16 protein-coding genes and 1 riboswitch are annotated in these 13,318 nt (G+C 36.0%); of the genes, 12 read left to right on the top strand and 4 right to left on the bottom strand.

The genetic code is table 11. The features are described 5' to 3' along the window. Positions 1-112 precede the first annotated feature (112 nt). Positions 113-221: riboswitch (TPP riboswitch) on the top strand. Positions 222-349: 128 nt separating this feature from the next. The 6 genes from thiT (at position 350) to map (ending at position 5,330) form a co-directional block, all read left to right on the top strand. Then, complete coding sequence (gene thiT, locus MY533_RS18970; RefSeq protein WP_248717175.1) at positions 350-910, top strand: energy-coupled thiamine transporter ThiT; 561 nt, start codon at positions 350-352, stop codon at positions 908-910. A 239-nt stretch (positions 911-1,149) separates the two neighbouring features. Further along, positions 1,150-1,764, top strand: coding sequence for a hypothetical protein (locus MY533_RS18965; RefSeq protein WP_248717174.1), 615 nt, complete (start codon positions 1,150-1,152; stop codon positions 1,762-1,764). A gap of 505 nt (positions 1,765-2,269) precedes the next feature. Continuing rightward, a complete protein-coding gene (locus tag MY533_RS18960) occupies positions 2,270-2,722 on the top strand; it encodes an SMI1/KNR4 family protein (protein WP_256469475.1) in 453 nt (150 codons plus the stop codon). Between the two features lie 322 nt (positions 2,723-3,044). Continuing rightward, on the top strand, positions 3,045-3,308 hold the full coding sequence (locus MY533_RS18955; protein ID WP_248717173.1) for a CPCC family cysteine-rich protein: 264 nt from the start codon (positions 3,045-3,047) through the stop codon (positions 3,306-3,308). 162 nt (positions 3,309-3,470) lie between these two features. Continuing rightward, on the top strand, positions 3,471-4,043 hold the full coding sequence (locus MY533_RS18950; RefSeq protein WP_248717172.1) for a hypothetical protein: 573 nt from the start codon (positions 3,471-3,473) through the stop codon (positions 4,041-4,043). Between the two features lie 531 nt (positions 4,044-4,574). Next, positions 4,575-5,330, top strand: a complete 756-nt coding sequence (map, locus tag MY533_RS18945) for a type I methionyl aminopeptidase (protein ID WP_132363372.1) — start codon at positions 4,575-4,577, stop codon at positions 5,328-5,330. Positions 5,331-5,356: 26 nt separating this feature from the next. Here map and MY533_RS18940 read toward each other — a convergent pair whose 3' ends face one another. Further along, positions 5,357-6,070, bottom strand: coding sequence for a hypothetical protein (locus MY533_RS18940; RefSeq protein ID WP_248717171.1), 714 nt, complete (start codon positions 6,068-6,070; stop codon positions 5,357-5,359). A gap of 200 nt (positions 6,071-6,270) precedes the next feature. Here MY533_RS18940 and MY533_RS18935 point away from each other — a divergent pair, with 200 nt between their 5' ends. Together MY533_RS18935 and MY533_RS18930 are read left to right on the top strand one after the other, a co-directional pair. Beyond that, positions 6,271-7,101, top strand: a complete 831-nt coding sequence (locus MY533_RS18935; RefSeq protein WP_248717170.1) for a polyphosphate kinase 2 family protein — start codon at positions 6,271-6,273, stop codon at positions 7,099-7,101. Between the two features lie 162 nt (positions 7,102-7,263). Beyond that, entirely contained in the window at positions 7,264-7,851 is a 588-nt protein-coding gene (locus MY533_RS18930) for a GNAT family N-acetyltransferase (RefSeq protein ID WP_248717169.1), read from the top strand. A 50-nt stretch (positions 7,852-7,901) separates the two neighbouring features. Here the strand turns inward: MY533_RS18930 and MY533_RS18925 are convergent, their stop codons facing one another. Next, complete coding sequence (locus tag MY533_RS18925) at positions 7,902-8,465, bottom strand: beta-class carbonic anhydrase (RefSeq protein ID WP_248717168.1); 564 nt, start codon at positions 8,463-8,465, stop codon at positions 7,902-7,904. A 193-nt stretch (positions 8,466-8,658) separates the two neighbouring features. Further along, a complete protein-coding gene (locus MY533_RS22205) occupies positions 8,659-8,793 on the bottom strand; it encodes a hypothetical protein (RefSeq protein ID WP_256469474.1) in 135 nt (44 codons plus the stop codon). Between the two features lie 829 nt (positions 8,794-9,622). On the opposite strand from MY533_RS22205, the gene motA reads away from it, so the two are divergent. Continuing rightward, positions 9,623-10,426 carry a flagellar motor stator protein MotA gene (motA, locus tag MY533_RS18920; protein ID WP_248717167.1) on the top strand — a complete coding sequence of 268 codons (804 nt, stop codon included), beginning with the start codon at positions 9,623-9,625 and terminating at the stop codon, positions 10,424-10,426. After that, positions 10,410-11,180, top strand: a complete 771-nt coding sequence (gene motB / locus MY533_RS18915; protein ID WP_248717166.1) for a flagellar motor protein MotB — start codon at positions 10,410-10,412, stop codon at positions 11,178-11,180. The genes motA and motB overlap by 17 nt, the downstream gene beginning before the upstream one ends. 67 nt (positions 11,181-11,247) lie before the next feature. Here motB and MY533_RS18910 read toward each other — a convergent pair whose 3' ends face one another. Then, the gene (locus tag MY533_RS18910) at positions 11,248-11,469 is read right to left on the bottom strand and encodes a DUF1128 domain-containing protein (RefSeq protein WP_049668842.1); all 222 of its coding nucleotides are present in this window, start codon (positions 11,467-11,469) and stop codon (positions 11,248-11,250) included. A gap of 551 nt (positions 11,470-12,020) precedes the next feature. Here MY533_RS18910 and MY533_RS18905 point away from each other — a divergent pair. Next, on the top strand, positions 12,021-12,347 hold the full coding sequence (locus tag MY533_RS18905; protein ID WP_132363360.1) for a YtxH domain-containing protein: 327 nt from the start codon (positions 12,021-12,023) through the stop codon (positions 12,345-12,347). Positions 12,348-12,370: 23 nt separating this feature from the next. Continuing rightward, positions 12,371-13,309, top strand: coding sequence for a YihY/virulence factor BrkB family protein (locus MY533_RS18900; RefSeq protein WP_132363358.1), 939 nt, complete (start codon positions 12,371-12,373; stop codon positions 13,307-13,309). The last annotated feature ends 9 nt before the right edge of the window (positions 13,310-13,318 follow it).

Here is a 13,318-nt window from a genome sequence, read left to right as displayed (position 1 = left end):
CCTTTTTTAATATTTACGCATGAAAAACGTTAAAGTTTCAAAAAAAATGTGGAAGAGGTTGTAATCATAACAGTGTTTGCGTACAATGAGGTTGTTCAATCAAATTAAGATGTACGACCACAAGGGGAGCTGATGATGTCAGCTGAGACTGGGCACGTAATGCCTTGACTCTTCGAACCTGTAAGTTAACACTTGCGTAGGGATTGTGGATAGAAACCGACACTTTTACGATGTGAGGCTCTGTCCTGGCATCGTTTTTTATCTTTTTAATGTCGGATAGGGACATATTTGCCAACTGATTTCTATTCCTGCTCTTGTATCCTACATCGGAACAAAGGAGAGAATATTTATGGACAATAAAAAACTGTTAATGCTTGTGGAGATTGCAATATTCGCAGCGATTGGCCTTGTGCTCGATCAGGTTTCCTTTAAAGTATGGGCACAAGGCGGCTCTGTTAGTCTAGTGATGGTACCAATAATTTTAATAGCATTCCGCTGGGGCCTTATTCCAGGCATGACAACCGGTTTACTCATTGGTGTAATGCAAACAATGTTTGGTGCTACAATTGTGCATTGGCTACAAGGAATACTTGATTATGGTGTTGCCTTTACAGTAGTTGGCTTAGCGGCCGTTGTACGTCGACCGGTGCTTGAGGCTGCAAAAAATTTAAACAAAAAGAAAATGGCGCTTTATATTATTTCAGGAACTGTATTAGCAGGTTTTTTACGCTATGCAGCACATACCATTGGTGGCGCTGTATTTTTCGCAGAGTATGCAGGCGATCAAAATGCGTGGATTTATTCAATCATCTATAATGGAACATATATGCTACCAGCAACAATTTTAACAGCAATTGCCGGTGTTCTGCTATTTACGGCAGCACCTCAATTAATGCAACGAAAATCATAATGATTAAGCCCTTCACATGAGTGAAGGGTTTTTGTTTTGGCTGTTTTCGAAAAGATTGTTGCTATTCAACGAACGGGCAGGTTAGTTCAATAGTGTTGGTTAACTTGTGTTCAACTACAATAAGAAATTCATATTAAAACATCGGAATTGTGGTTAATTTAAGAACTATTGGAATATAAACCTATTTTGTGTAAACTTAAACATAAGAGGTGAATTCATAAAATGGAGGAATGTAAATAATGCAACCCATACTTTTATTTCGATCTGTCGGAGGATTCGCAAGTGTTATATCTGGTTTATTCTTAGGAATCGGACATTTGATTAACCTATTAGGGGAAGCAGATAATGGAACTGTTTTTGGGCAAAGCTTAGTTTTATTTGGTCACTTAGGTCTTAGCTTTGCTTTTATAGGATTATTTGAAGCGCAGGGTAAAAAAAATGGGCTGTTGGGTAATCTAGGAATGTTGTTGGGTCTGATTGGTACTACTTGTGTAACAGCAGTTGTATTTGTAGAAATAGCAGGTGTTTCTGGGGTGAATGTAAAGCCTATTTTTGATGAAGGCGTTTCAGGCATTATATATTCAGTTGGACCATTGTTTTTCGTTTTAGGTATGATTCTATTTGGAATTTCAGTGATGAAAGAAGGCATTCTTCCTCGTATGGGTGGATTGTGCTTAATAGTAGGAACACTCGTTTTTGCTTTGGCTACTTTGATACCAAATGCCGAAGGAATCATCACTGTCATTGGAGGAGCAATTACAGGTATAGGATTTGTATTGCTAGGAGGATATTTACTTTCGGCTAATGGTAAAAGAGAACTAAACAATCAAACAAAAATGAGCGCGATTGTTTAATAAGCGTCGCTGTTCTTGTTCAACTAACGGGGTGCTTTAGTGAAATAAGGAGTACAAAAATAATCAAACTTTATTAAAAATCTAATACTAAATAAAAAAGGTTAAACTCCATTTTGATTTATATTTTTTAGAATGGAGTTTGTTTAAATTAGCTATTTAAAAAATCTGATTTCTAATCAAGCATTACTCAATAATAGAAAGGCTTAGGAGTTGTTCCTAAGCTTTTTTGAGGTTTTAAATGAAAGAAATTTTATGAATATAGCATTGGTTTTATGTAGTCAAAAAGATTCTTTTGTTAGCGTTTGGTACTCCAAATGTAGGAAACAAAGAATCTTTTTAAGTTGTTTAATTCTTATTGAACTACGGAGCAGGTTAATTGAATAGCATTGTTTAACTTGTGTTCAACAATCGGGCCAGATTGTTTTATCGGAATAACACAGTATAATAATTTTAGAAATAACTATTGGAAAATGAGAGCAAAAGAACATTTAGAAGGGGAAAAAAAATGTATAACAAGATTTTTTCAATCATTTCTACATATGAAAAAGATGGAGATTTTATGGGTGGTGTAAATGAAGAGACGATTCGAGAAGCAGAGCAAATGCTAAACGTTACATTCCCAAAGAGTTATCATTGGTTTTTAAAACAATATGGTAGTGGGGGGCTTCAAGGAATATATACATATGGTTGTAGGACACCAGCCGCGGATTCTGCCGTTGTTTACCACACGAAATTGTATAGAGAGGAGTATGACCTACCATTACAGTATATTGTTTTAGAAGATATCGATGGTTCGGTGAGATGCCTAGATACTAATCAAATGAACGATGGCGAGTGCCCTGTTGTCTTTTGGGATCGTTTTTCAAAGGAACCGTATGCTATTACTTATGAAAACTTCAGCGATTATCTATTAGATTATTTACAAGAATCTGTAGATAATTGTTATGATGAGGATTAATTGATTATAGAATACTAAGAATCGTGATTTCAGAAATAATCAATCTTTATTATAAAAACCAAACGAGATAAATAAAGAATCAACTGTTTAGATCAAACTTTGTTTCAAAACAGTTGGTTTCTTTCTGTATAAAATCAGCGTTTGCAACTTACTTTTAATCGAACTTTAAAGAATAAATTGGATTAGTAGGAACGCCGTATGCGATGAAAGTCGCACGTACGGTGTGAATAGGGGGAAAAGCTGGCGATAACTTCAAAAGCTTACTTATCTGTATGAATAAGTAGTATGATAATATTTAGTAAAAAAGGGGCGGTAAAATTATATGAAATATACTTGTCCTTGTTGTGGATATAGAACATTAGAAGAACCAGCAGGAACTTTCGATATATGTGAAATTTGTTTTTGGGAAGATGATGGAGTTCATTTTGATGATCCTGATTATAAAGGAGGAGCTAATATTCCATCCTTAAGGCAAGCTCAAAAAAACTTTATTGTATTTGGGGCTTGTGAAGAAAGGTGTATTGAGTTTGTAAGACAACCTATTGAAAAAGACGAAAAAGACCCTAATTGGAAACGGTTATTATAGTGAATAGTTATTCAGCTAGTAGGTGTTTTAGTTAAATTTTAATTCACGAAATATCGAAACAAAAAGACAGAATTTAATCTACACATTTTGTAGATTAAATCTGCCTTTTTGTTTTAAAAGCAACAATCTTTGAGAAAACGGCAAAAAATAAAAGGAGCTACTATGAATTTTTATTTATTATGGGAAAAATCGGACAAAAAGGCACTCTTCAAGAATACTAGAGAAGATTCCGATATAAGGAAATGTAATAAATGTGAAGGGGTAAGATCAATTTTAAAAAAACCTCTAAAATTCCAATTACGAGATAAGAAAACTAGTGACTTTTATGATGTGATGGGACATGATGTTATTGGAAGTGGAATTCAAGATATTTTATTAAAACATTCTTTTAAAGGGTTCAGTTTATCCCCTGTAGAAATTGAAGTTGTAAATGAGAAGCGATTATTAGATAAGGAATTATATAAATTAGCCCGCATTGAAGCTACAGGTAAAGGGGGATTTCTTCACGATCTTTCAGGAAATAAAATACCGTGTTGTGAGAAATGTGGACGAATAAAAATATTACGTAATCATAAAGGGATAAGCGTAGATGAAAAAGAGTGGGATGGTAGTGATATTTTCTACTTTAATAACTGGCGCGGTAATTTAATTATTACTGAAGATGTTTACAAGGTTTTAAATGAATCTAACACTCAAAACGTTAGGTTTATAAATTTAAAAGAATTTGTGTTTTAATACCAATAGAAGGAGTCTGAAATGAAGGGATTATAAACAATCAAATAAAGGAAAAAGTTTGTGAAAAACTGTACTTAAACGAGCGGATGTTTTAGTTGAAGAAGGTAGTCAAACCAGAAGCAACAATCTAGCTAGCAAGGGCTGACATTTGTTAAAAGTATAATTGTATATTTGTTGATTGGAGTGAACTCCTCGGGGATTAGCGTCACAGATGAGACCCTGCAGCGAGCATCGCGAGTGAAGCGGCTCATCGGACGCCCCTAGGAAGCTCTGCTTTGCGCGAAAGCGAAGCGTCAGCGGCAAATGTTTTATCTGCGCGAAAGCGAAGCGTCAGCGGCAAATGTTTTATCTGTGCGAAAGCGGAGCGGCAGCAACAAAGCGCTCAGCCGGAACGGAAATCAACCTCACGTTATGGAGATGTCGGCACTTTACAATTTATGATGGCATATAATATTTAAAGCGTTTAGCGTTTTATGCAAAGAAAGTTATGTTATATTAAGTTGTAGACATTAGATGAAAGGGACGTTAAAAATGATTGTAAAAACGCAAGAAGAGATTGAAGCATTTAAAAAAATCGGCCGTATTTGTGCTGAAATTCGTGAGGCAATGAAGGCTGCTACAAAACCAGGTGTAACAACACTTGAATTAGATGAAATTGCAGGTCGTATGTTTGCTGAAGCAGGAGCAATTTCTGGACCTAAAGGGGAGTATGATTTCCCAGGCTACACATGTATTAGTGTGAATGAGGAAGTCGCACATGGTATTCCTGGTAAACGAGTGATTAACGAGGGAGATATCGTAAATATAGACGTATCTGGTTCACTAAATGGCTACTTTGCTGATACGGGCATTTCATTTGTAGTTGGCGAAGGCTATGAGGATAAAGAAAAGCTTTGTCGCGTAGCTAAAAGTGCTTTCGATCGTGCAATGACAAAAGTAAAAGCTGGATCAAAATTAAACCAAATCGGTAAAGCTGTTGAGCGTGAAGCATATGCCAATGATTTAACAGTGATTATGAACTTAACAGGTCATGGTTTAGGTCGTTCTTTACATGATGAGCCAAATCATATTTTAAACTACTATGATGCTTGGGATTCAACAATTATGAAAGAAGGCATGGTGCTTGCAGTCGAGCCATTTATATCAGCGAAAGCGGAGCATATTGTAGAATCTGGTGATGGCTGGACATTCATTACGCCAGACAAATCATTAGTCGCTCAAATCGAGCATTCAATTATCGTTACTAAAGACAAACCAATTATTTTAACTTCTCTAGACGAACAATAAAAAAGCTAAAAATCCTGCTAACCAATTTATTTTTGGTAGGCAGGATTTTTTTTAAGAAATAATATACCGACAAGTAGCACTCCGCATAAAAACAAGGCTGCAGTTGTCACAAGTAGCTCATCGAAACCATTATGTAATGCGACCCCGATATAGGACCAGATAAATACACTTGGGTAGATAATATCAAAATAATGGAATCGAATATGTAGCGCTATTGCTGCTCCAATGGTCAGTAAAATAACTGCCCAAAGTGGATCACTAAGGCCAAGACCATTCCATTGATAAGATGTTAGCATGAAGCTTATATTTGTCATTAGGCTAAATGTAATCCATGCTAAATAAATCGAGAAGGGTATACGCCCTGTTAGTGAATTATTGCTAAGAGGGTACGTTTTGTACAACTTAAATAAATACAGTACTAAAACAAACGTACTGATAATTGACATGATAAATAGTTCGTGATGCCAAACAACAATTGCTAACGTCTGCATGATACATATGCTACTAAAGAGAACAGTCTGTTTAAAAGATGTCTTTTTTAGGTTCATGACTAACCAATAACCAAGTAACATGTAAACCACAATCCAAATGATATAACTAACATTAAATGGTGCAAATATTACTGGAAAACGATTTAAGATCTCTAAAAAAGAATGATCGTTTATTTTCATAAAATAGGATGAAAAGGTTAGGATGAGTGAGACAATAAAAGTTATTGTCATCAAAAAAAATCGAGGCATGGTTTCTCTCCCTTCGTGTTAAATTGTATAGGGAAAAGACAAATAAGTATAGGACTGAACATTATATTTTCATTATAACGGAAATTTCCAACAATGTATCGCGTGTTTCGTTAAAAATATCTACAATTTACCATTTGCATAGTTATTCATATACTTCTTTAGTACAATGAAAATATTCGAATGTAAGGAGTGAAGTTTTAATGACTCAAAATTTAAATGATCTAGATTTATCAGTTAAACTGGATAAGAAAATGTATAAAAAGAAATTAAAAGTACTCCAATATGAAATGTTAAATGCCCAACAGTTTTTATTAAAAAATAAAATTGGATTAATTCTAGTGTTTGAAGGTATGGATGCTGCTGGTAAGGGTGGCGCTATTAAGCGTCTCATTGAACGTGCTGATCCGCGTGGCTATGTCGTGCACCCAATTGCAGCACCTCAGCCTCATGAACTGCGCTACAATTATTTACAACGTTTTTGGCGAAAGCTGCCACAACATGGACAAATCGCTATTTTTGATCGCTCATGGTATGGTCGTGTATTAGTTGAGCGAATTGAAGGATTTGCAACAAATGAAGAGTGGTCTCGTGCATACGAAGAAATTAATAACTTTGAAAAAATTTTAACAGCAGGAGATTATATTGTTATTAAGTTTTGGCTTCATGTATCTGATGAGGAGCAGCTTAACCGTTTTAGAGAACGTGAAGAGGATCCATATAAGTCTTGGAAGCTAACTGATGAAGACTGGCGAAATCGCGAAAAAACACCTCAATATATAGAAGCTGCAAATGACATGTTTGCGAAAACCGATAAGAAAAGTGCTCCGTGGGTTCTAATACCAGGGGATGATAAAAAATATGCTCGTGTACAAGTGCTGCAAGAAACACTAGCACATATCGAAAGTGAAGCAAAAAAACGTGGCTTACATTTAACGAATGTATTAGACACAGCACATTTAGAAGATACGGAATCGTCTAGCCTTGAACTGCTAGAGGAGAAGCCTAAAAAACAAAAGCAAAAAGTGAAATAATGTTATAGATGCTGTAACAACAAGACGAGATGTTTTAGTTGTAGCAGCATCTTTTTTTACATACAATAAAGTAAAACTGCAATTAGTGGGTGTTTCTTCCATTGGTAAATGAACGCAGGCATTAAAACGTATTGACAATTATCGGAAGGTTAGTGTGGAAAAATGGTGCTTAAAATTTGGAGATTATTAAGGAAAAAGGGTGAAAATGTGGTATCAATTCAAGGGGGGAAATGCTACATTCGCACATTTTATGAAAAAGATGCACAAAGTTTAACTGATCTCGTAAGTCGCAATAAATACTTTTGGTCTACACATGAGCCGTTACAACGACCTGAATATTATACAATTAATGCTCAATATAAAAAAATTCAAGAATGCTTATACTTAATGGACTCAAAGAGGGAATTTTCCTTTGGTATTTTTGAGCGGGGTACAAATAATTTAATAGGACATATTGCTCTTTATGCAGTAAAACGTTTACCGTATTCTAGTGCGTTTGTTGGTTATGCGATGGATGAAATTTATATTGGGAAAGGGATCGTTACCGAAGCAGTTAATATGGTCGTGCAATTTGCGTTCGAGCAAGTAGGCTTACATCGAGTAGAGGCTTATGTTTCGACACAAAATAATCCTTCTATCCGAGTCTTAGAAAAAGCTGGATTCCAGCGTGAGGGTCTTTTGAGAAAGCTGCTGTACATTAATGGTAAATGGGTGGATCATTATATGTATGCACGTTTAGAGGGTCAATAAAAAGAAGCGTCTATCTTTCGGTGTTTGAAGGATAGACGCTTCTTTTTTTATTATTGTTTGCTACCGTCTATGATTAAATCAAGGCGACCTGTATTTGGGTCAATCACTAATCCATGAACAGGTACGTCTTTAACCATTAACGGGTGATTGCGAATTGTATCCACGCTTTTCTTTACACTTGTTGCTACGTCACCAAAGCCACGTAAAAACTCTTTTAAATCAAAACCTGAATATTCGATCGTGTCGATAGTTTCAGGGGTAATCCCTCTAGCCATCATTTTATTTAACATGGCTTCTGGGTCAACTGCACTCATACCGCAGTCGTAATGGCCAACAACATACACCTCATCTGCTTGTAGCTCATAAACAGCTACAAGTAAACTACGCATAATTGCACCAAAAGGGTGACTAACTAATGCCCCAGCACTTTTAACGATCTTTACGTCGCCATTACGCAAATTCATAGCTTTAGGTAACAGCTCTACAAGTCGAGTATCCATACAAGATAACACAACGATACGTTTATCAGGATACTTTGTTGTAATAAAAGGCTCATATTTCTTTTCTTGAACGAAATCTTCATTAAACTTAAGGATATCTTGTAACATTGTCATGAAAGATTGCTCCCTCCCTTACAGGAATTATTTTAGAGCAAAACTATAAATATGCAAATAATAATGACAATATTCACGCAATTTTTTGCGAAAAAAAAAGAAGTTTAGTAATTTATTTTGCGAATAGAAATAATTAAACTCCGCCGGAAGATAAATAAAAAACAGCTACTTACTGTAGCTGTTTTTAACAAAATTAAAATTTTTCGTTTGGTTTTGGATCTACAGTTACTGAAGACTTAGAATCTAAACCAACTTGTAGGTAGTGGATGAAGAATGCCAAAGAGATTAATAAAACGGCACTAAAGCCTAGTACAGTCGTTACGAACATAATAAAAGCCCCTCTCTACTAAAATAATCTACAATATTATCTAAAGTAATTATACAATAGGTTACTAGGAAAATCTAAGGAGAATTTATGACATCCACAACATACCTAGTTTAGACTAATATTAGTAGGTATAAATTACTTGAATTGTCCAGTTAGTAATATGGAAAAGTAATTATTTTTGCCTAATAGTAGTGGTGTGATGTACTGAGCTTTGTGCATTTCGTCTGCTGAAATAATTAATTTTAAATTTCCTTGTCCGTGCTTAGCCACGACGTTTTTTGTACCGAAAGCATAGCGGCAGGTATAGAAGTCTCCATCTTTAGTTGGTAAAAGAAGCGCTTTGTGCCAGCACAAAGCCGAGTGATGCAATTATGCTAAGGCGTAATTGATTGCATATGGGAAGAAATCAAATGAGTCTTTCGGAGCGTTTTCATAATGAGTGCGAAAAAAGAATTTTGTCGGATAAATCGACATTAAACTGTTTTATATCATTTTCGTTCGATGTTTTAGTGATTATTTGATGTGGTTTTTCGTTTTCAGCCGATTTACTTATATGAATGTGTGGATTTTTTTGGATATTTAATCCTGATTTTATGACTAATCAAGCGTTTTTTAGTAATTTTGTGTCGAAGAATAATAACAAATTCTTAACTTTTTTCAAATAAAGACAATTTAGTGTATTATTCTTAATTCGATATAATCAAATATGGTCGAAAGGTGATAAAAAGTATTTATTTCATCGAAAAAAATGTGAAATACATTTATACTATATTAAAAATATGGAAAAAAGGACGAAATAAAGTTTAATAGGAGATTTGGAGGTTCTAGAATGGATATATCGTCGATTGTAGGGTTAATTATTGCGCTAGTAGCGCTATTAACAGGAATGGTGTTAAAGGGTGTAAGTTTAAGTGCTTTTTATAACCCAGCTGCCATTCTAATTATCATCTTCGGTACAATTTCCGCGGTAACAATTGCCTTCCCCATGAAGGAGTTAAAGCGTGTACCAAAGCTATTTAAAATTCTATTTAAAGAAACGAAATTAGCAGATGATATTGAGATTATTAAGATGTTTTCACAATGGGCTGATTTAGCTCGCCGTGAAGGTCTATTAGCGCTTGAAAGTAAAGCTTCTGAGATTGAAGACCCATTTTTGAAAAATGGACTTACATTAGCAATTGATGGTCAGAATGCTGACTATATTCGTGATGTCCTAACGGAAGAAGTCGAAGCGATGGAAGAACGTCATGCTAGTGGTTCTGCAATCTTTACACAAGCTGGTACATATGCCCCGACTTTAGGGGTACTTGGTGCGGTAGTAGGGTTAATCGCCGCATTAGCAGATATGAATGACATAGAAAAGCTAGGACATGCTATTTCAGCTGCTTTCATGGCTACATTATTAGGTATTTTTACAGGTTATGTTTTATGGCATCCGTTTGCGAATAAATTAAAACGTAAATCAGCTATCGAAGTTAAGCAAAAAAGAATGATGATTGAAGGCATCCTTTCTGTCTTAGAGGGGGAGGCTCCACGTGTTATTGAACAAAAATTAGCTTCTTACTTAACAATGGAAGAACGTCGTCAAATTTCTGATGAAAGCGGGGCGGGCGGCCTTGGCAAAGAAAGCTAAGAAAAAAAAGCATGATGAACATATCGATGAGTCTTGGCTAGTTCCGTATGCAGATATTTTAACGCTGCTCTTAGCTGTATTTATCATATTGTTTGCATCCAGTTCAGTAGACCAAGAAAAGCTAGAGAGAATGTCAGCGGTGTTTAATCAAGTATTTGATGGTGGAACAAGCTTTTTAGATCAGCCTTCACCGATACAAAGTCCAAATGCTGATAGTGACCAAACACCACAAACGCAACAAAATTCAGCTTACTTGAAGGATCAGCAGGAGTTAGCTCAAATTAAAGATAGTGTTGATAATTTCATTGCTGTTCATGAGATGGAAGGTCAATTCGCAACAGCGATGACTGATGAAGGGTTACTTGTTACAATTCGTGATAGTATCCTGTTTGATTCTGGGAAAGCGGACATTAAACCAGAGTATAAGACAATAGCTAAAGAGCTTGCGGATGTGTTGGTATCTAATCCACCACGTAGTATTGTTATTACTGGTCATACGGATAATGTTCCAGCTGGACCAAACTTCTCTTCTAACTTACAGCTCTCGGCGTTACGTGCAGTAAACTTCGCTGAAATTTTATTGCAGAGTAACTCGAAGTTAGATGGTCGAAACTTTAGTACACAAGGTTTCGGTGAGAACCGTGCCGTTGCACCGAATGATACTAAAGAAGGGCGTGCGAAAAATCGTCGTGTAGAAGTGTTAATACAACCACTTGTAACTGAGGATGGTTCTGCCGTAAAAAGTACAAAATAGAAAAAAGCTATTAGCAATCGGCTTTGGTGCCTTTATTGCTAATAGCTTTTTGTTTACAAACTTCTACTTATTTGCGTAAAGCTCCTAATTCAGCAACGATAGCCTGCATCTCGCTCGGACTAAATGTATCACGCTTCATGATCATTTCGTATAAATAGACTAGGTCTTCGTAATTAGCTTCATCGAAATTTTCCGATTTCATCGCATCAACATTAACCATGCGAAGCTTGTCTTTCATTTGATCAATCATATAAATAACGTTTTCTTTTGACGGTACTGATAAATCCATTATTTAAACCTACCTTTCGTAATCCTCGAAAATATCATTTCATTGAATAAAAAAAATGTCAACACTGTATTTCGTCATTGCTTTAAAAATAGACTGTTATTGGGTAGAATAAGGGCAGTGAGTAGTTTAACTTCTGTCGGCAGGTGTTCAAACATCCGCTTAAATAGAGGAACACAGTCAAGAACGCCACGTCCAGTGACAATTTATCTGTGCGAAAGCGAAGCGACCGTAACAACAACAAAACGCGTGACCGAGTGACCAACATCATACTATAGTTGTCGCTACGCTCTGCCGCTGCGATTTCGCGCAAAAAAACATCTGCTGCTGCCGCTATGCTTTCGCGCAAAAACATCTGCCGCTGCCGCTATGCTTTCGCGCAAAAAACATCTGCTGCTGCCGCTACGCTTTCGCGCAAAAAACATCTGCTGCTGCCGCTACGCTTTCGCGCAAAAAACATCTGCTGGCCTAAAGCCTCCGGACGTAATTATGCCGGGGCACAATTGATTTATTATTCTAAAAAACAAATACATTTAAAGCAGGGGGTATTTAATATGGGACAAAGTAAATTATTAGCATCTATCGTAGTTGGTGCCACAGTTGGTGCTGCGTTAAGTATGTTGGACCGTACAACGCGTGAAAAAACAATAGCTTCAACGAAAAAGATGAAAGAAGCAATATCGTATTATGCAACCAACCGAGAGGAATTACAAGTTCTAGTTGAGGAAAAAGTATTGGCCACTAAAGTGCTATGTGAAAGTGTTTCAGAAAATGTCAACTCAATCATTGATAAAGTTGATGAGTTTAAAGAATTACCTTCCACGATCGAAGGCATGATTAAAGACACGAAATCAGCCTTTTCTTTACCTAATAAAGAATAGTTGTCGTACAGGAGGGAATTTGTATGGAGAAGAAAAAAGCTTCGATACATTCAGCTGTCGGTGTGGTGAAATCATTTGTCTCACCAGACGAAGATACTGTAGATGTGATGACATCAAGAGGCTTTATGCAAGATTTAATACTACGCTTACGACGAGCAGAAATATCAGCTCTTGCAGCGCAATTGGCTTATTTCTTTTTACTGTCTTTTTTCCCGTTACTAATTTTTCTAGTTACATTACTACCATACTTGAATTTAAAGTCGACGCAAGTGTATTCATTTCTAGTGAATATAATGCCGGACGAAGTATATAGGCTTATTGAAAGCACATTAGATGAAATTTTAACAAGCCGAAATAGTAGTTTATTATCTGTCGGGGTACTCGGTACAATTTGGTCTGCCTCCAAAGGAATTAATGCATTGATTAGAGCCTTGAATAAGGCTTATGATACAGAAACTAGGGCGAGTCTATTAGATCGAGGGCTATCCCTTGTTTTCACCTTGGTATTTGTCGTTGTTATTGCTGTCGTTCTACTGTTACCGGTTTTTGGGCAACAGGTGGGGCATTTCTTATTTTCGATCGTTGGCATTGAGGAGCAGTTTGAAATAATCTGGCATAGAACGCGCTGGTCAATACCACCTCTACTTATTTTTATAGTTTTAATGGGGATATATAGATTTATTCCAAATACAATTCCTCGTTTGAAGTTAAAGGGAGTTTGGCCAGGTGCATTATTTTCAACTATTTCCTGGGTGGCAGTAACATATGCTTTCTCCTTTTATATTAATAATTTCGCGAATTATTCGGCTACATATGGCAGTATTGGTGGCGTTATTATTTTAATGCTTTGGCTATATTTCACGGGAATTATTTTAATTTTTGGTGGCATTTTAAATGCGACGATGCAGAAAAAAGTATTGCAAAAAGAACGTATGAAGCAGAAGACACTAGCAAATAGGTAGGAATATGAC

It is taken from the genome of Lysinibacillus sp. Ag94, assembly GCF_023242215.1.
Lineage (GTDB): Bacteria > Bacillota > Bacilli > Bacillales_A > Planococcaceae > Lysinibacillus.
Note: the sequence above shows the minus strand (reverse complement) of the source record. Positions and strands in the feature narration are given on the sequence as shown.

Excerpts from the sequence above, each read along its gene's own strand:
- MY533_RS18910 (WP_049668842.1), bottom strand. The coding sequence starts at position 11,469 with ATGGATTTATCAGTACCGTCAAAAGAAAACGTTATTTATATGATTGAT.
- thiT (WP_248717175.1), top strand. The coding sequence starts at position 350 with ATGGACAATAAAAAACTGTTAATGCTTGTGGAGATTGCAATATTCGCA.
- MY533_RS18950 (WP_248717172.1), top strand. The coding sequence starts at position 3,471 with ATGAATTTTTATTTATTATGGGAAAAATCGGACAAAAAGGCACTCTTC.
- MY533_RS18930 (WP_248717169.1), top strand. The coding sequence starts at position 7,264 with ATGGTGCTTAAAATTTGGAGATTATTAAGGAAAAAGGGTGAAAATGTG.
- MY533_RS18900 (WP_132363358.1), top strand. The coding sequence starts at position 12,371 with ATGGAGAAGAAAAAAGCTTCGATACATTCAGCTGTCGGTGTGGTGAAA.
- MY533_RS18905 (WP_132363360.1), top strand. The coding sequence starts at position 12,021 with ATGGGACAAAGTAAATTATTAGCATCTATCGTAGTTGGTGCCACAGTT.
- MY533_RS18940 (WP_248717171.1), bottom strand. The coding sequence starts at position 6,070 with ATGCCTCGATTTTTTTTGATGACAATAACTTTTATTGTCTCACTCATC.
- map (WP_132363372.1), top strand. The coding sequence starts at position 4,575 with ATGATTGTAAAAACGCAAGAAGAGATTGAAGCATTTAAAAAAATCGGC.
- motA (WP_248717167.1), top strand. The coding sequence starts at position 9,623 with ATGGATATATCGTCGATTGTAGGGTTAATTATTGCGCTAGTAGCGCTA.
- MY533_RS18925 (WP_248717168.1), bottom strand. The coding sequence starts at position 8,465 with ATGACAATGTTACAAGATATCCTTAAGTTTAATGAAGATTTCGTTCAA.
- MY533_RS22205 (WP_256469474.1), bottom strand. The coding sequence starts at position 8,793 with ATGTTCGTAACGACTGTACTAGGCTTTAGTGCCGTTTTATTAATCTCT.
- MY533_RS18955 (WP_248717173.1), top strand. The coding sequence starts at position 3,045 with ATGAAATATACTTGTCCTTGTTGTGGATATAGAACATTAGAAGAACCA.
- MY533_RS18965 (WP_248717174.1), top strand. The coding sequence starts at position 1,150 with ATGCAACCCATACTTTTATTTCGATCTGTCGGAGGATTCGCAAGTGTT.
- MY533_RS18960 (WP_256469475.1), top strand. The coding sequence starts at position 2,270 with ATGTATAACAAGATTTTTTCAATCATTTCTACATATGAAAAAGATGGA.
- MY533_RS18935 (WP_248717170.1), top strand. The coding sequence starts at position 6,271 with ATGACTCAAAATTTAAATGATCTAGATTTATCAGTTAAACTGGATAAG.